The sequence below is a fragment of the Stenotrophomonas sp. STEN021 genome, from assembly GCF_056760175.1.
Genome location: NZ_JBRREH010000105.1, coordinates 1 through 15,017, shown reverse-complemented (window position 1 = coordinate 15,017; position 15,017 = coordinate 1). Strand labels below are relative to the sequence as shown.

Annotated in this window: 16 protein-coding genes; 6 read left to right on the top strand and 10 right to left on the bottom strand. The window is 63.8% G+C overall.

All coding sequences use genetic code 11. From position 1 onward, the window contains the following. Nucleotides 1-118: 118 nt before the first annotated feature. From ACVOL0_RS18235 to ACVOL0_RS18225, 3 genes are all read right to left on the bottom strand, one after another. Entirely contained in the window at nucleotides 119-1,312 is a 1,194-nt protein-coding gene (locus ACVOL0_RS18235; protein WP_481550276.1) for an endonuclease/exonuclease/phosphatase family protein, read from the bottom strand. A gap of 105 nt (nucleotides 1,313-1,417) precedes the next feature. Beyond that, the gene (locus tag ACVOL0_RS18230; protein ID WP_481550275.1) at nucleotides 1,418-1,804 is read right to left on the bottom strand and encodes a hypothetical protein; all 387 of its coding nucleotides are present in this window, start codon (nucleotides 1,802-1,804) and stop codon (nucleotides 1,418-1,420) included. A gap of 123 nt (nucleotides 1,805-1,927) precedes the next feature. Further along, nucleotides 1,928-2,689 (bottom strand): arginyltransferase, encoded by a 762-nt coding sequence (locus ACVOL0_RS18225; RefSeq protein ID WP_481550274.1) that lies wholly within the window; start codon nucleotides 2,687-2,689, stop codon nucleotides 1,928-1,930. A gap of 150 nt (nucleotides 2,690-2,839) precedes the next feature. Here ACVOL0_RS18225 and ACVOL0_RS18220 point away from each other — a divergent pair, with 150 nt between their 5' ends. Next, nucleotides 2,840-3,424 (top strand): EF-hand domain-containing protein, encoded by a 585-nt coding sequence (locus ACVOL0_RS18220; protein WP_481550273.1) that lies wholly within the window; start codon nucleotides 2,840-2,842, stop codon nucleotides 3,422-3,424. Between the two features lie 63 nt (nucleotides 3,425-3,487). Here the strand turns inward: ACVOL0_RS18220 and ACVOL0_RS18215 are convergent, their stop codons facing one another. The 4 genes from ACVOL0_RS18215 to ACVOL0_RS18200 all read right to left on the bottom strand — a co-directional run bounded on the left by ACVOL0_RS18215 (nucleotide 3,488) and on the right by ACVOL0_RS18200 (nucleotide 7,081). Continuing rightward, nucleotides 3,488-4,702 carry an RNA polymerase sigma factor gene (locus ACVOL0_RS18215; protein WP_481550272.1) on the bottom strand — a complete coding sequence of 405 codons (1,215 nt, stop codon included), beginning with the start codon at nucleotides 4,700-4,702 and terminating at the stop codon, nucleotides 3,488-3,490. A 61-nt stretch (nucleotides 4,703-4,763) separates the two neighbouring features. Further along, the gene (locus tag ACVOL0_RS18210; protein WP_481550271.1) at nucleotides 4,764-5,288 is read right to left on the bottom strand and encodes a pathogenicity-like protein; all 525 of its coding nucleotides are present in this window, start codon (nucleotides 5,286-5,288) and stop codon (nucleotides 4,764-4,766) included. A gap of 3 nt (nucleotides 5,289-5,291) precedes the next feature. Further along, nucleotides 5,292-6,203, bottom strand: coding sequence for an acyl-CoA thioesterase II (tesB, locus tag ACVOL0_RS18205; protein ID WP_481516918.1), 912 nt, complete (start codon nucleotides 6,201-6,203; stop codon nucleotides 5,292-5,294). A 95-nt stretch (nucleotides 6,204-6,298) separates the two neighbouring features. Continuing rightward, nucleotides 6,299-7,081, bottom strand: coding sequence for an enoyl-CoA hydratase/isomerase family protein (locus ACVOL0_RS18200; RefSeq protein ID WP_481550270.1), 783 nt, complete (start codon nucleotides 7,079-7,081; stop codon nucleotides 6,299-6,301). Between the two features lie 36 nt (nucleotides 7,082-7,117). On the opposite strand from ACVOL0_RS18200, the gene ACVOL0_RS18195 reads away from it, so the two are divergent. After that, nucleotides 7,118-7,561: a copper chaperone PCu(A)C gene (locus ACVOL0_RS18195; protein ID WP_481550269.1), complete on the top strand. Its 444-nt coding sequence runs from the start codon at nucleotides 7,118-7,120 to the stop codon at nucleotides 7,559-7,561. Here the strand turns inward: ACVOL0_RS18195 and ACVOL0_RS18190 are convergent, their stop codons facing one another. Further along, complete coding sequence (locus tag ACVOL0_RS18190; RefSeq protein WP_481550268.1) at nucleotides 7,562-8,425, bottom strand: AraC family transcriptional regulator; 864 nt, start codon at nucleotides 8,423-8,425, stop codon at nucleotides 7,562-7,564. It lies immediately after the preceding gene. Nucleotides 8,426-8,541: 116 nt separating this feature from the next. Here ACVOL0_RS18190 and ACVOL0_RS18185 point away from each other — a divergent pair, with 116 nt between their 5' ends. Beyond that, entirely contained in the window at nucleotides 8,542-9,075 is a 534-nt protein-coding gene (locus ACVOL0_RS18185) for a carboxymuconolactone decarboxylase family protein (protein WP_481550267.1), read from the top strand. A gap of 186 nt (nucleotides 9,076-9,261) precedes the next feature. On the opposite strand, the gene ACVOL0_RS18180 is transcribed toward ACVOL0_RS18185, so the two are convergent. Continuing rightward, a complete protein-coding gene (locus ACVOL0_RS18180; RefSeq protein ID WP_282271440.1) occupies nucleotides 9,262-9,669 on the bottom strand; it encodes an acyl-CoA thioesterase in 408 nt (135 codons plus the stop codon). Next, nucleotides 9,666-12,629: an excinuclease ABC subunit UvrA gene (gene uvrA, locus ACVOL0_RS18175; protein WP_481550266.1), complete on the bottom strand. Its 2,964-nt coding sequence runs from the start codon at nucleotides 12,627-12,629 to the stop codon at nucleotides 9,666-9,668. The genes ACVOL0_RS18180 and uvrA overlap by 4 nt, the downstream gene beginning before the upstream one ends. 296 nt (nucleotides 12,630-12,925) lie before the next feature. Between uvrA and rplU the strand changes: the two genes are divergently transcribed. The 3 genes from rplU to obgE all read left to right on the top strand — a co-directional run bounded on the left by rplU (nucleotide 12,926) and on the right by obgE (nucleotide 14,741). Continuing rightward, a complete protein-coding gene (gene rplU, locus ACVOL0_RS18170) occupies nucleotides 12,926-13,234 on the top strand; it encodes a 50S ribosomal protein L21 (RefSeq protein ID WP_282269142.1) in 309 nt (102 codons plus the stop codon). 19 nt (nucleotides 13,235-13,253) lie between these two features. Further along, nucleotides 13,254-13,514: a 50S ribosomal protein L27 gene (rpmA, locus tag ACVOL0_RS18165; RefSeq protein WP_282269141.1), complete on the top strand. Its 261-nt coding sequence runs from the start codon at nucleotides 13,254-13,256 to the stop codon at nucleotides 13,512-13,514. Nucleotides 13,515-13,682: 168 nt separating this feature from the next. Then, on the top strand, nucleotides 13,683-14,741 hold the full coding sequence (obgE, locus tag ACVOL0_RS18160; protein ID WP_481550265.1) for a GTPase ObgE: 1,059 nt from the start codon (nucleotides 13,683-13,685) through the stop codon (nucleotides 14,739-14,741). Nucleotides 14,742-15,017 lie beyond the last annotated feature (276 nt).

Genomic DNA, 15,017 nt, shown 5'->3' with positions numbered 1-15,017 from the left:
TTGTTTCCTTTGCGGCTGTGGGGTTTTTCTTTTTTTTTTTTTTTTCCCCCTGGTGGGTTTTTCCCCCCGCTCCCACAAAATCCAGACAAAAAAAACGCCGGCTGTGCCGGCGTTTTCTTTACTTCACATCCACCCAGACAAGGTGATGGTCGCTGCCATCAGCGATCTTCGCTTCCGGGCTGTCGTTGGCGGGCCAGAACACGCCGCTGCCGATGTAGCTCAGGCCGGTGGAGGGCAGTACATAGTCAAGACGCATCGTGCCCGAGCGCGGGCCAAAATCGCCGGTGGCATGCTGCGGCGCGCCGCGGCGGACGATGCCTTTCTCTGCATAGACCAGGCTGGTCTGCTCGGCACCGACGCTGGTGGGAGTCGGGTAGCGCAGCACGCGCGGGTGCTCCAGCAGTTCGAGGATGGCGTCGTGGCGGCCGTCGCCATCGGCTGGATCGTTGTTCAGATCGCCGACGATGACGAAGCGTGCGTCGGCAGCCAAACCACCGCATGTGCCCTTGTCATCGCATAGCCAGGGCTTGTCGCCACCGTCCAGGTACTCCTTCCACAACCGCAGTTCGTCATGGTTGCGGGCGGCGTTGCGCTTTTCCTTGCCGTCGAACACCGGCGGGGTGGGGTGCGAGGCCAGTACATGCACGGTGCCCAACGGGGTGCGCACCGGCACGTCCCAGTGCGATTTGGAGGACAGTCGCAGCTGCGACCACACCGCGTCCGGCCAGAACGACTTGCCGGTGCTCGGCTCGATCGGGCGCAAGGCGCCGGGCATGCTGCTCCACTTCAACAGCTGGAACGTACGCACGGCAGCTTCGTCGATCGGGTACCTGGACAGCACCAGCATGCCGTATTGGCCCGGGTGCAGGCCGTAGCCCCAGGCGTCGTTGCCGCGCTCGCGGCCCTTGCCGCCGACGGTGCCGTTGTTGTCCAGGTCCAGGCCGCTGGGCACGCCGGTGTTGACCGGTGCCAGGTAGCGGTAGGGATACTTGAGTGCTTCGCCGCCGCCGGGCTGGGCGACTTCAAGATAGCGTTGCTGGAACAGGTCGGCGGCGCGGTGGGCATCGTCGAAATCGAATTCGTTGAGCAGGACCAGATCCGGCCGCGTCTGTTGCAGCACAGCAGCGATCTTGCGCGCGTGCGCGCTGTCGCCCTGCAGTTCGCGGATCAGGCCGCCCTCCTCCTCGGAGTACAGGGATGTGTTGTAGGTCGCCAGTCGTAGCTGGGCAGGCGGGCTGGCGCTACCGCTGGGAGAGGTGGAGCAGGCTGCCAGCAGCAGGGTCATCGGGGCGAGTAGGGTTGAGATGCGCATCCGGCGATTTTCTCACGTCGCCATGACGATAAGGCGAAAACACGAACCCGCGAAAACACGAACGCCCCGCGAGCGGGGCGTCCGGGGATGGCGCTATTACGTTGCTTAGAACGTGCAGCCCATCGCACCGAAGCTGGTCTTGGCCTGTTCCAGCGCGGTTTTGCACTGGTTGGCCAGTTCGGTCTTGTCGGTCACGCCCGCCCAGGCGCTACGCGACTGTTCGATGCCCTGCTTCATCATGTCGCGCTGGGCCTCGGGCACCTTGTTGCTGATGCATGCGTAGACCTTTTCCAGGTACTGGTCGCATTCCGGAACGCCGGTGCCGGCCTTGACGGTGTCGGTGGACGGAGCCGGGGTGACTTCAGCTGCAGCTGCTGCGGGGGCAGTGGCCGGGGTGGCTGCCGGTGCGCCGGGGGCCGGGGTTTCGGCCTTCTTGCAGCCAGCGAGGGCCAGGGTGCCAACGGCAGCCAGAATCAAAAATTGGGTCTTCACGCATTACTCCTGTTGAATGGAATACTTCCTTGGGTCACCACGATGCGCGATGACATTCTCATTCTGCATAAACCCCGGTTAAATATGCATCAACGCAGGGTCGCAATTGCCCCTGTTTCTCAATCAAGAGCGGGCGATGCCAAGGTCCTGTTCGCCCTGCACCCAGCGCTTGCCGTCGAAATACTCCAGCGGATGGAAGCGTCGCTTGTAGTCCATCTTGCGGTGGCCATTGATCCAATAGCCCAGATACAAATGCGGCAGCCCGTTGCGCTGCGCCCAGGCGATTTGCTGCAGGATGCCGAAGGTGCCGAGGCTGCGCTTTTCCAGGTCAGGATCAAAAAACGTATAGACCGCCGACAGGCCGAGGTCGGTGACGTCGGTGACGGCAACGGCCAGCAGTTGCCCGCGTTTTCCGGCCACGCCAGGTGCGCGGATTTCCATGAAGCGGCCATGTGACCAGCTGCCGATCAGGAACTGGTCGAACTCATGTGGGCCGTGTTCGTCCATGCCGCCCTTGGCATGGCGGTGGGACAGGTAGCGCTGATACAGGGCGAACTGCTCGTCGGTACGCTCGGCCGGCAGAATCCGGCATTGCAGGTCAGCGTTGTGGGCCAGGCAGCGGCGCTGGCTGCGGTCCGGATTGAAGCGCTCCACCGGAATGCGCACCGGCACGCAGGCGCGGCAGCCTTCGCAGTGCGGGCGGTAGACCAGGTCGCCGGAGCGGCGGAAGCCCCAGGTCAATGCCATCGGGTAAAGGGCGCCAAGGCGCTGGTCCTGGGGGTCCAGGACAAGGTCGCGGGCTTGCCGTTCCGGCCAATAGCCACAGGGGTGCTCGCCGGTCTGGAACAGGCGCAGTTCGTCGTTGTTTTCACCGTGGGCTGCCATGCGCACAGCATAGCGGCGTGGCGTCGCAAAACCTGCGCCTGTCTGTGTGATGAATATCGCCGCTGTACAGGTCAACCAAGCCGGCGACCGGTGCGTTGACCGTAGCGAGGACGCACTGCCGCGTCCGTTGTCTCACCACGGAGTCACACCATGACCAAGACCCACCGCAAACCTCTCCTCCTGCTGGCAATGCTGCTGGCCACTTCGGCGACCGGCTTGGTGTTCGCTGCCGCGCCGACCAGCCCGGGCCCGGCGCCACAGCGTCTGGATGCCAACAATGATGGCGTGGTTGACCGTCAGGAAGCGGCGGCGCATCCGCGTCTTGCACAGCGTTTTGACGAGCTGGACAAGAACAAGGATGGCAAGTTGTCACGCGAGGAAATGGCGCAGGCGCGTCATGGCGGAGGTCACGGCGGTGATCGCCACGGCGGACATCGCGGTCAGCGCGACGGCGGCTTCATGCGCGCCATGGATACCGACCACGATGGCCGCGTCAGTGCCGCCGAGTACCAGGCGTACTTCACCCGCATGGACGTCAACAAGGACGGCTACATCGATCGGGCTGATCGTCAGGCCCGTGCCGAACAGCGCCGTGCCGAGTGGTTCGCCAAGGCGGATACCAACAAGGATGGCAAGTTGAGCCCGGCCGAACTGGAGGCCGCGCGCAAGGACGGTCACCGCGATCATCGTGGCCCCCGCGGTCCGATGCCGCCGCAGGCTCCGGCTGCGAAGTAAGTTCCCGGAAAGGCGCCGATCGACAATACCCCCGCTGGCAACAGCGGGGATTTTTTCGTTTGCTCAAGTGCGCATCAGGGAGAAAGCCACTGCGGCAACGACCAGCAACGAGGAGCCGATGACCGCGCCACGCCCGAACAGGCTGCGATACACCCAACTGGGACCGGCGCGGCCATGCCGCGCTGCGTCGCGTGCCAGCATCAAGGCCATGGTGCGGGGCAGGGTGACCAGGTACTGGTAGTTCAGCGCAATCATGCCAACTGCCAGCAGGAGCAGCCCGGCAGTGGTGCCCAGCCGAAGCACGATGCCACTCAGCGCGCTGATGCAGAACAACAGGGCAGTGAGGGTATGCAGGCGCATGAAGCGCAGTACCTGGCTACGTTCTGTTTGGCTATGTGCGAAATGCAGCAGATAGAGGCTGGAGAAGAGCGCAGCCAAGGTGCCGAACACCATGGCACCCAGCACTACCCACATGTCGAAGGGATTGGGGAATACGGTGTTCAGGGTTGCGCCCAGCCCTCCTGCCGCGGCACCGCCGAATGCGCTATTGGTGCCCAGTCCGCCAAGGCCGACTTTGCCGGCGCTACTGCCTGCCACGCCAAGCGAAGTTGAGAGAATGACCGCGCTGGCGGTGCCTGGTGCGGCCAGCATCACGGTTGAACTGACCAGTGCCGCGAATGCGGTACCTGGCGCGGTATTGCGGGCAAACTCACCGAAGCGCCTGAGCATTTCCTCGCGCACACTGGCGCGGGCGCGCGAAAGGCGCTTGCGCACGGCTGCATCGCTGAGTCCCAACAACGTCGCCACCTGCTGCGAACTCTGTCCTTCGCGGTAGTACAGCAGCAGGGCTTCGCGACTGTCCTCGGGCAGGGCCGAGATGATTTCCTCGGCGGCCAGTTCTTCTTCCACCCGCGCCATCGCATCGACGCCATTGGGCGAGGGGTCGGCGGCCATGCTGATGGCGATTTCCGCGGCTTCGCCGCTGAGCGGCCGGTTGCGGTTGGCGCGTAGCCAGTCGCGGGCCAGGTTACGGGTGATCTGCCGTAACCACGGCAGGAAACTGGAAGCGTTGTTGAGCTGGGTCAGCTGCTGCCAGGCCTTGATGAAGGCTTCCTGGGCGATGTCCTCGCTGGCCTGCACGTCGCGGGTGATGGCCAGGGCGATGGCGGTCACCGTGTTCTGGCAGGCCATGACGATGCGGCCGTAGGACTGCGTGCAGCCCTTGCGGGCGGCCGGCAGTTCGTTCTGCAGCATGATTTCCAGCGTTTCGGTGCTCATCGGACAGGCCTTTTCGACGGTACTGCCAAACAGGACGGGCACCGAAGCCCGATGTGACCGACTATTTTTCCGGTGCCGGTGCCGGTGCCGTGGCGTCGGGCTGGGACTGGATGCGGACGCGGAACTCGTCTTCGCTGGGTTGCTGCTGGGGCGGCTGTGCCTGCGTGGCGGGGGCTGCCGGAGCAGCGGTCGGGGCCGTGCGATGACGCATCATGATCACCAATGCCACGCCAGCGATCACCACCAGCAGGGCGATGCGGATGCGCCACGCCCAGCCACGGCCGCTGCTGGTTTCCCCTGGCGTTTCGCGGAAGGCGTATTCGGCAGTCGGATGGTCGCGACGGGTGGTATCAAGCAGGCGCTTGTCGCGCAGGATCTCACGTGCACGCGGCTGGTCGTTGGCGTGCACCACCCAGACCGCAGGTTGGTTTTCGCTGTTGACCTTGTCGGTATAGCTGAACTGCCCGCGACGCTTGCTGTGGTACGAGCGACCGTTGGTGACGCGCACCTCGATGCCGGCATCACGCAGGATCTGCGCCACACCTTCGGCGTTCTCGACGCGCTGGCTGCTGAAAATCTTGCGCATGGTTCAGCCCTTGCTCGCTTCGTTGTCGTCGGGGGTCACGCGGATCAGGCCTTCCTGCGCGGTACTGGCGACCAGCACGCCGTCGCGGGTATAGAACTGGCCACGCGCCAGGCCACGCGAATCCTGCGCGCTGGGGCTGTCCAGCGAGTACAGCAGCCAGTCGTCGACGCGGAACGGACGGTGGAACCAGATCGCGTGGTCGAGCGACGCCATCTGCACGTGCGGCTGGTAGTAGCTGATGCCGTGCGGGAAGGTCGCCGTGCCGAGCAGATGGAAATCGGAGGCATAGGCCAACAGTGCCTGATGCAGCTCCGGCGCATCGCCGATCTTCTCGTTCAAGCGCAGCCACACCTGGTGATAGGGCGGGCGTTTGGGCGGGTTCAGTTCGTCACGCGGGTAGACATGGCGGAACTCGAACGGGCCGCCGCGCGAGAGCCAGCGCTGCACCTTTACCGGCAGCCGCTCCAGCACATCAGCCGGTACCGGACGGTTGGGTTCGATGTCCTCGGGCTGCGGCACGTCCGGCATCTTGTGCTGGTGCTCGGCGCCGCGCTCGGCTTGCTGGAACGAAGCCGCGCAGAAGAAAATCACCTTGCCGTGCTGGATCGCGGTGACCCGGCGCACCGAGAAGCTGCCGCCGTCACGGGTACGGTCCACGTCATAGACGATGGGATGGTCGATATTGCCGGCACGCAGGAAATACGCATGCAGCGAATGCACATGGCGGCCGTTCTCGACCGTTGCCTGTGCGGCCGCCAGCGCCTGCCCCAGCACCTGCCCGCCGAACACGTACTTGGTGCCGATATCGCGGCTCTGGCCACGGAACAGGTTGTCCTCCAGCCGCTCCAGCGACAGCAGGTCAATCAGCTCGGAGACCACGGGTTCGGGCGTGTTGGACAAGGCGGCGGCCTTCATTTCGACAGGCCGCGATTATAGGCGAGCGGGGACGGGGCAACGCAGGCGGATCCGTGCCCAGCACGCCGCTGTTGCCAATCCCCAGTCCCCAATCCCTAGTTCTTGCCCAGCCGAGCAGCCAGGGCCTGCAAAGCAGCCTGCGCATCCGCTGAGAACCACGCCTCGACAAAACGTTCCAACTGGATGTGTTCGGCCTGCATGGCCTCATGCAGGTCGGCGCGGGCGATGGCGCGGGTCTGCAGCATCGGCTGCGGCGGCAGCTTGAGCTGGGCCTGCAGCCAGCCGATGGCGCGTTCGACCACCTGCGAAGCGCCGTCGGCCAGTTCATCGACCAGGCCGATCTCCAGTGCGCGTTCAGCGCTGACCAGCTGGCCGCCGGTCAGCAAGACGCTGGCACGGTGGTGGCCGACCGCGCGGCGCATCAGGCGTTGAATACCTTCCGGCGCGACCAGACCCACCTGTACCTCGTTCAGGCCGATCACATAGGGCTTTGCCGGATCGGCGCTGCGCGCCATCACCCGGTAATCGCAGCACAGCGCCAGCACGCAGCCGCCGGCCGGCGAGTGGCCGGTCAGCGCGGCGACCACCGGTATGCGGCTTTCGGCCAATACACGCGCAGCGCCGAAGAACGCCTGCCAGCTGTCCATCAATTTGCGCTTGTCATCGCCATGCGAGAGCAGGTGCGGTACGTCCATGCCGCCGGTGAAGATACGCTCGCTGCCGGACAGCACGATGCCGTGCACGTCGTCGGCCATGGCCACGGTGACGGCGGCAATCAGGGCACGGCACAGTTCGGTATCCAGCGCGTTGACTGGCGGCCGCGCCAGGCGCAGTTCACGGATGGGGCCATGGTTGATCACTTCGATGAGCGTGGTCATGCTGCGGGTTCTCGTGCGGCAAGGAATCGTGACCTGATGATAACCAAACCATTCGTGTGCGTACTGTTGGCCTTGTGCGCTTTCGAGGCCGCGGCTGCAGCACCGGCCTGCGTGAGCGTGGAACAGGGCTGGGTGCGGTTGACGCCGGCGGCAATGCGAATGGCAGCAGGCTTTGCGCGCATCCGTAACGGCTGCGCCAGCGAGGTGGTCGTCGTCGGTGCGGGCAGCAAGGCCTTTGGCGATGTGTCGCTGCATGAAACCACGGTGACGGAAGGCGTCAGCCGGATGCGCGAGATCGAACGCTTGCCGATCGCTGCCGGGGCAGTAGCCGAGCTGAAGCCGGGCGGCCTGCATTTGATGCTGATGCAGCCGGCAGCGCCGCTGGTCGAAGGTGCGCAGTTGCCGTTGCGGCTGAGCCTGGAAGATGGAACCAGGGTCGATGGAATGCTGCAGGTACGACGCGAAGCGCCTGCGCGTTGATCAGGCCCCGGCTTGCTTCAACCAGTCGCGCGGTGACATTCCGGTTTTTGCGCTGAACACGCGCGACAGTGCCGAGGCATTGGCATAGCCCAGTTCGGCGGCCAAGGTCTTTATCGGCCGCCTTTGCCGCAGCCGGCGCTGGGCCAAGGCGATGCGCCAATCGGTGAGGTAGTCCAGTGGTGTCTGTCCGACGATGTCGCGAAAACTGTTGGCGAAGGCGGTGCGCGACATGCCTGCCTGTTCGGCGAGACTGCTGAGTGTCCAGCTTTCACCGGGTTTGTCATGCATCGCTGCCAGCGCACGCGACAAGCGCGGATCCGACAGGCCGGTGATGAAGCCGGCGGGTATTCCTGCTTCCTGTGGATGATCCAGCAGCCAGCGCAGGAGTTGGATGACCACGACTTCGAACAGCCGATCGGTCAGCAGGCGCTGGCCGCAGCGGACGTTGTCGGTTTCGTTGAACAGCAGTTCGAGTGTCATCGCCAGGCCGGGGATGCGCGTCAATGGCAATGCAATCAGCGACGGCAGTCCACGCACCAGCGGATGGGCGATGCCGCCATCGAAGTCCAGGCGTGCACAGGTGAAATCGGCACCCTCGCGTGGCGGGTTGTGGAAGCGGTGGCTGAGTGGGCGCGGATAGAACAGCAGCGTCGGCTCCTCGAAGTGCATCGAAGCAGGGATGTCGCGGCTGCCGGGGTGGCTGACCTCAAGCTGGCCACGCCGCAGCACGTGCAGATAGGCGTGGCCTTCACTCGCATCGAAGCTGGTCAGTCCGCATAGCGGGCCGGAGTGGAACAGCTGCGCCTGGAAGCGGAAATTTTCCAGGACGCTTGCCAAGCGATCCACGGGTGGAAGGTTGCTCATCTGTATCAATTGGTCTGTTTGGTGGACTGATCGTATCAAATGGTTCCGATTCGGGCGGGATACTTCTTTCACGGGCTGGCAGCCCGGCAATCACCCCAACCGATCAGGAGATCGTCATGTCACGCGTCAATCTAGAGACCAAGACCGCCCCCGCCGCCAGCCAGCCGCTGCTGGCGCAGATCCACCAGGCTTTCGGCGCGACGCCGAACATGTTCAAGGCGGTGTCCAACTCCCCGGCTGCGTTGCAGAGCATGTGGGCTGCGTTTGGCGCGCTGGGCAAGGGCAGCCTTGGCAGCAAGCTCGGCGAGCAGATCGCCGTCGCCATCGCCAACAGCAACCGCTGCGAGTACTGCCTGGCGGCGCATACCGTGCTGGGGCAGAAGGCGGGTGCTACTGCCGCTGAGATGGCGTCGGCACAGTCGGGCCAGTCCGAAGACGCACGCACTGCGGCGGCATTGCGCTTTGCGCTGAAAGTGGTGGAACGGCGTGCGCAGCTGGACGATGCCGATGTGGCGGACTTGCGCAGCGCGGGCTTCGGTGACGAGCAGATTGTCGAGATTCTCGCGCATGTGGCGCTGAATCTGTTCACCAACTACATCAACGTGGCGTTGGATGTGCCGGTGGATTTTCCGAAGGTTGCTTTGAAATAGGGCTGCGCGGATGCGGCAGGTCGACGCCAAGCCCGCAACTGCAGCTCAAGCCCCTCTCCCGCCGGGAGAGGGGTTGGGGAGAGGGTGCGGGCGAAGCACCGCGCTGCTCGCAACGCCAGCGCTGAACCAGCCCTCATCCGCCCCTTCGGGGTACCTTCTCCCGGAGGGAGAAGGGTCAGGTGCGTCTCAGCTCGAAGCACCCCGCACAGCCTCCGGCAACGGCGCACTTTTCCCGGTCTGCGTATCCATCCAGACGACCACCACATTGCCGTCCGAATACAGCTTGCTGTCGTCCTTCTGGTCAACGATGCGGTGACCAATGGTCACGCTGCTGTTGCCCAGGCGCTCGACAAACAACTCGACCACGATATCGTTCGGCCACACGATCGGCAGGCGGTAATTGATGTTGGTGTTGGCCACCACTGGGGCGATGCGGTCGGTCATCGACACGCCTTCCACGCCCAGCATCCAGCGTACGCGCGCTTCTTCCAGGTAGGACACGTACTTTGCGTTGTTGACGTGGCCCATCGAGTCCATGTCGCGCCAGCGCACGCTGATCGGTACGCGGGCCAGTTGCTTGTGTTCGTTGCTCATTTTGCAGCCTTCTTCTTGGCGGGGGCGGCAGCCTTTTTGGCCGCCGTTTTCTTGGCTGGCTTTTCCTTGCGCGGCGGGCGCGCGTCAGGCTTGTTGGCCACAGCCGCCGGTTGTTCCGGGCGCGCGCTGGTCGAGGGCAGCATCTTGGCCAGGAACTGGCCGGTGTAGGAGTCTGGATGTGCCGCCACGTCTTCCGGCGTGCCGGTGACCAGCACCGTGCCGCCGCGATGGCCGCCTTCCGGACCAAGATCGACGATCCAGTCCGCGGTCTTGATCACGTCCAGGTTGTGCTCGATCACCACCACGGTGTTGCCTTCGTCGCGCAGCTTGTGCAGCACGCCGAGCAGGGCTTCGATGTCGTGGAAATGCAGGCCGGTGGTCGGCTCGTCGAGGATGTAAAGAGTGCGGCCGGTATCGCGGCGCGACAGTTCCTTGGACAGCTTCACGCGCTGTGCTTCACCACCGGACAGCGTGGTCGCGCTCTGGCCCAGCTTGATGTAACTCAGACCGACGTCCATCAACGTTTCCAGCTTGCGTGCAATCGATGGCACCGGCTCGAACAGGCGCAAGGCATCTTCGACCGTCATCTGCAGCACGTCGTTGATGTTGTAGCCCTTGTAGAGGATCTCCAGCGTCTCGCGGTTGTAGCGTTTGCCGTGGCAGACGTCACAAGGCACGTACACGTCCGGCAGGAAGTGCATTTCCACCTTGATCAGGCCATCGCCCTGGCAGGCTTCGCAGCGGCCGCCACGCACGTTGAAGCTGAAACGGCCCGGCGAATAACCGCGCGCGCGCGCTTCAGGCACCTGCGCGTACAGCTCGCGCAGAGGGGTGAACAGACCGGTATAGGTCGCCGGATTGGAGCGCGGGGTGCGGCCAATTGGCGACTGGTCGATGTCGACGACCTTGTCGAACAGATCCAGGCCTTCGACGCTCTTGTACGGTGCAATCGGATGCGAAGAACCGTTGATCTCGTTGGCGGCCAGCGAGAACAAGGTGTCGTTGATCAGGGTCGACTTGCCTGAGCCGGACACGCCGGTCACGCAGGTCAACAGGCCGGATGGCACATCCAGGTCCACGTTCTTCAGGTTGTTGCCACTGGCGCCGCGCAGGCGCAGCGTCATCTTCGGGTTGGCTTTGTGGCGACGTGCGGGGATCTCGATGCGGCGCTTGCCTGACAGGTACTGGCCGGTCAGCGAGCGCGGTGCATCCAGCAGGTCCTGCAGCTGGCCCTGGCCGACGATTTCACCGCCGTGTACACCGGCGCCGGGGCCGATATCGACCACGTAATCTGCAAGACGGATCGCGTCCTCGTCGTGTTCGACCACGATCACCGTATTGCCCAGGTCGCGCAGGCGGGTGAGGGTGCCGAGCAGGCGTTCGTTGTCGCGCTGGTGCAGGCCGATGGACGGCTCGTCGAGCACATACATCACCCCGACCAGACCGGCACCGATCTGCGAGGCAAGACGAATGCGCTGCGCTTCACCGCCGGACAAGGTGTCGGCCTTGCGCTCCAGGGTGAGGTAATCCAGGCCGAGGTCGACCAGGAAGCCGAGTCGCTCACCGATCTCCTTGACGATCTTGGTGGCGATCTCGCCACGCCAACCAGGCAGGCTCAGTTCGCTGAAGAAGCGCTTGGCTTCGTCGATCGGTAGCACCGCGATTTCCGGCAGCGGGCGGTCGGCGACAAACACGTTGCGCGCCGCCTTGTTCAAGCGCGCGCCCTTGCACTCGGGGCATGGCCTTGAGCTGATGTACTTGGCCAGTTCCTCGCGCACGGCCGGCGATTCGGTCTCACGGTAACGGCGCTCAAGGTTGGGGATGATGCCTTCGAAGCGGTGCTTGCGCTGGTTGCGACCACCGGCTTCGGTGAAATAGGTGAAGGTGATCTGCTCTTCGCCGCTGCCGTACAGCACGGCCTGCTTCACGTTGTCCGGCAGCGACTGCCAGCTGGCGTCCACATCGAACTTGTAGTGCTTGGCCAGCGAGGCGATCAGCTGGAAGTAGTAGGCATTGCGACGGTCCCAGCCACGCACCGCACCGGCGGCCAGCGACAGCTCCGGATGCACGACCACGCGGTTCGGGTCGAAGAACTCGGCCACGCCCAGCCCATCGCAGCCCGGGCAGGCGCCGACCGGCGAGTTGAACGAGAACAGGCGCGGTTCCAGCTCCGGCAGCGCGTAATCGCAAACCGGGCAGCTGTACTTGGAGGAGAACAGCTGCGGCGTGCTGTCGGCGGCATCCAGGGTCATCACCGTGGCCATGCCATCGCCCAGCTTGAGCGCGGTCTCAAAGCTTTCGGCCAGGCGCTGCTTGATGTCTTCGCGCGGGCGGAAACGATCAACCACGGCCTCGATGGTGTGCTTCTGGCGCAGGGTCAGCGCCGGAACTTCATCGATTTCGTACAGTTCGCCATCGACGCGGACGCGCACGAAACCCTGCGCGCGCAGCTGGTCGAAGACCTGCGCATGCTCGCCCTTGCGATCGCGGATGACCGGCGCCAGCAGCATGTAGCGCTGCTCCGGATCCAGGGTCAGTACCTGGTCGACCATCTGGCTGACGGTCTGCGCTTCCAGCGGGTAGCCATGGTCCGGGCAGCGCGGGCTGCCGACGCGCGCGTACAGCAGGCGCAGGTAGTCGTAGATCTCGGTGATGGTGCCGACGGTCGAGCGCGGGTTGTGCGAGGTCGACTTCTGCTCGATGGAGATCGCCGGCGACAGGCCTTCGATGTGATCCAGGTCGGGCTTTTCCATCACGCTCAGGAACTGCCGCGCATACGCCGACAGCGACTCGACATAGCGGCGCTGGCCCTCGGCATAGATGGTGTCGAACGCCAACGAGGACTTGCCCGAACCGGACAGGCCGGTGATCACGATCAATTTGTCGCGGGGCAGGTCGAGATCGATGTTCTTGAGATTGTGCGTCCGCGCACCGCGGATGCGGATGAAATCCATCGCCATGGGAAATCCGATTTGGAGCGCTGCCGGCTGGGCCGGAAGCAGGATGTGTGGGGGCGTCGCTGACGGCAGTCAATCAGCCTAGCGGCCTTGTGATTTGGGGGCAATTGCCAGTTTTGCCAGTGCTGTTTCCCGCCAGTGGGCCGGGTGCCGGGGCCGGGGCTGAACCGGGATTCAGTCGCGCCGTGTCAGAGCCGGGGGCGGGTTGACCCGGGGCCGGTCTGCCCGGTAAAATCCCGCTTCTGTCCGCCCTCGATGGCGGGCAAGGCGACCACAATAACTACAGAGGAAGTCTGGTCATGTATGCAGTTCTGGTAACTGGCGGTAAGCAGTACCGCGTCGTTCAGGGTGAAACCCTGCGCGTGGAAAAACTCGAAGTCGAAGCTGGCAACGAGATCAAGTTCGACAACATCCTGATGCTCGGCGATGCCGACGGCATCAAGCTGGGTGACGCGCTGAAGGGCGCTTCGGTGACCGCCAAGGTTGTGGCCCATGGCCGCGCCGACAAGGTCCGGATCATCAAGTTCCGTCGCCGCAAGCACCACATGAAGCGTCAGGGTCACCGTCAGTACTACACCGAAATCGAAATCACCGGCATCGCCGGCTAATTGCTAAGGAGAATCCGTCATGGCACATAAAAAGGGCGTAGGTTCCTCGCGCAACGGTCGCGATTCCAACCCGAAATACCTCGGCGTCAAGATCTTCGGTGGCCAGGCCATCGAAGCTGGCAACATCATCGTGCGTCAGCGCGGCACCCAGTTCCACCCGGGTGCAGGCGTCGGCCTGGGTCGTGACCACACGCTGTTCGCGCTGGTCGATGGCAAGGTTGAGTTCACGGTGAAGGGTGCCAACAAGCGCCGTACCGTCAGCGTTGTCACGGAAGCTTAATTCCGTACGCGCAAGCCGCCCATACTCCGGTGTGGGCTGCTGACGAGAGCCCCGCTTCGGCGGGGTTTTTCGTTGGAACCCCGACATTCCGGGGTGCAGGGCCGATAATGGGCTGTACCTGCTTCTGCTATTCCCCAATCCCCATTTCCTAATCCCGGCGTTAAATTCATGAAACTTGTAGACGAAGCGGAGATCGAAGTCATCGCTGGCAAAGGCGGCAATGGCTGTATCGGCTTTCGCCGCGAAAAGTTCATTCCGCTCGGTGGTCCGGATGGTGGCGATGGCGGCAATGGCGGCAGCGTCTGGATACGTGCCGACGAAAACCTGAACACCCTGGTCGACTTCCGCCATGACCGCATTTTCAAGGCACAGCGTGGCGAGAATGGCATGGGCCGCCAGGCCTATGGCAAGGGCGGCGAAGACCTGGTCATCACCGTGCCGGTCGGTACCGTGGTGATGAATGTCGACACCGACGAAGTCATTGGCGACATGACCACGCATGGCGATCGCCTGCTGGTGGCCAAGGGCGGCAAGGGCGGCCTGGGCAACATGCACTTCAAGAGCTCCACCAACCGCGCGCCGCGTCAGGCGCTGCCGGGTGAAGAGGGTGAAGAGCGCCTGCTCAAGCTGGAGCTGAAGCTGCTGGCCGACGTTGGCCTGCTGGGCTTCCCGAATGCGGGCAAGAGCACCTTGATCCGTGCCGTGTCGGCGGCGACGCCGAAGGTGGCTGATTACCCGTTCACCACCTTGTACCCGAACCTGGGTGTGGTGAAGGTCGAGAATTACCGCAGCTTCGTGATCGCCGATATTCCGGGCCTGATCGAAGGTGCGGCTGACGGTGCCGGCCTGGGTGCGCAGTTCCTGCGCCATCTGCAGCGCACTCGTTTGTTGTTGCACCTCGTCGACATCTCGCCGATGGAGGGTGGTGTTGAAGGCATTTCCCCGGTTGAGCAGGTGCGTGCGATCGAGCGCGAGCTGGGCAAGCATGACCCGGGGCTGCTGGAGAAGCCGCGTTGGCTGGTGCTGAACAAGGCTGACCTGATGTTCGAAGATGAAGCCAAGGCGGCGGCTGAGCAGATCATCAAGGAGCTGGGTTGGACCGGCCCGTGGTATCTGGTATCGGCGCTGGGTCGTGAAGGCACCTGGCCGATCATGAAGGACATCATGGCCTTCTTCGATCAGCAGAAGATTCTTGAAGCTGAAGAGCGTCACGCCGCGGGCGAGTAAGGCTTTGCAGGTGGCTGATGTTTGAGGAAAGCCCGGCGAAAGCCGGGTTTTCTGTTTTGGTTTTGCTCTGGCTTTGGCTTGCGCTTGAAGCCCCTCTCCCGCCTGCGGGAGAGGGGTGAGGGCAAGCATTTGCTTGAAAAGCCAAATCCAAATCAAAGGCCCCCTCATCCGCCCTTCGGGCACCTTCTCCCGCAAGCGGGAGAAAGGGGGGGGGGGGGGGGCCGGGGTTTTGTGGGGAGGCCAAAAACCAAACCAAAACCAATCCGCGAGGGTAAA

Bases quoted from the DNA above. Each gene is read 5' to 3' on its own strand.
- ACVOL0_RS18235 (WP_481550276.1), bottom strand. From the start codon at position 1,312: ATGCGCATCTCAACCCTACTCGCCCCGATGACCCTGCTGCTGGCAGCC.
- ACVOL0_RS18225 (WP_481550274.1), bottom strand. From the start codon at position 2,689: ATGGCAGCCCACGGTGAAAACAACGACGAACTGCGCCTGTTCCAGACC.
- ACVOL0_RS18220 (WP_481550273.1), top strand. From the start codon at position 2,840: ATGACCAAGACCCACCGCAAACCTCTCCTCCTGCTGGCAATGCTGCTG.
- ACVOL0_RS18215 (WP_481550272.1), bottom strand. From the start codon at position 4,702: ATGAGCACCGAAACGCTGGAAATCATGCTGCAGAACGAACTGCCGGCC.
- ACVOL0_RS18210 (WP_481550271.1), bottom strand. From the start codon at position 5,288: ATGCGCAAGATTTTCAGCAGCCAGCGCGTCGAGAACGCCGAAGGTGTG.
- tesB (WP_481516918.1), bottom strand. From the start codon at position 6,203: ATGAAGGCCGCCGCCTTGTCCAACACGCCCGAACCCGTGGTCTCCGAG.
- ACVOL0_RS18200 (WP_481550270.1), bottom strand. From the start codon at position 7,081: ATGACCACGCTCATCGAAGTGATCAACCATGGCCCCATCCGTGAACTG.
- ACVOL0_RS18195 (WP_481550269.1), top strand. From the start codon at position 7,118: ATGATAACCAAACCATTCGTGTGCGTACTGTTGGCCTTGTGCGCTTTC.
- ACVOL0_RS18190 (WP_481550268.1), bottom strand. From the start codon at position 8,425: ATGAGCAACCTTCCACCCGTGGATCGCTTGGCAAGCGTCCTGGAAAAT.
- ACVOL0_RS18185 (WP_481550267.1), top strand. From the start codon at position 8,542: ATGTCACGCGTCAATCTAGAGACCAAGACCGCCCCCGCCGCCAGCCAG.
- ACVOL0_RS18180 (WP_282271440.1), bottom strand. From the start codon at position 9,669: ATGAGCAACGAACACAAGCAACTGGCCCGCGTACCGATCAGCGTGCGC.
- uvrA (WP_481550266.1), bottom strand. From the start codon at position 12,629: ATGGCGATGGATTTCATCCGCATCCGCGGTGCGCGGACGCACAATCTC.
- rplU (WP_282269142.1), top strand. From the start codon at position 12,926: ATGTATGCAGTTCTGGTAACTGGCGGTAAGCAGTACCGCGTCGTTCAG.
- rpmA (WP_282269141.1), top strand. From the start codon at position 13,254: ATGGCACATAAAAAGGGCGTAGGTTCCTCGCGCAACGGTCGCGATTCC.
- obgE (WP_481550265.1), top strand. From the start codon at position 13,683: ATGAAACTTGTAGACGAAGCGGAGATCGAAGTCATCGCTGGCAAAGGC.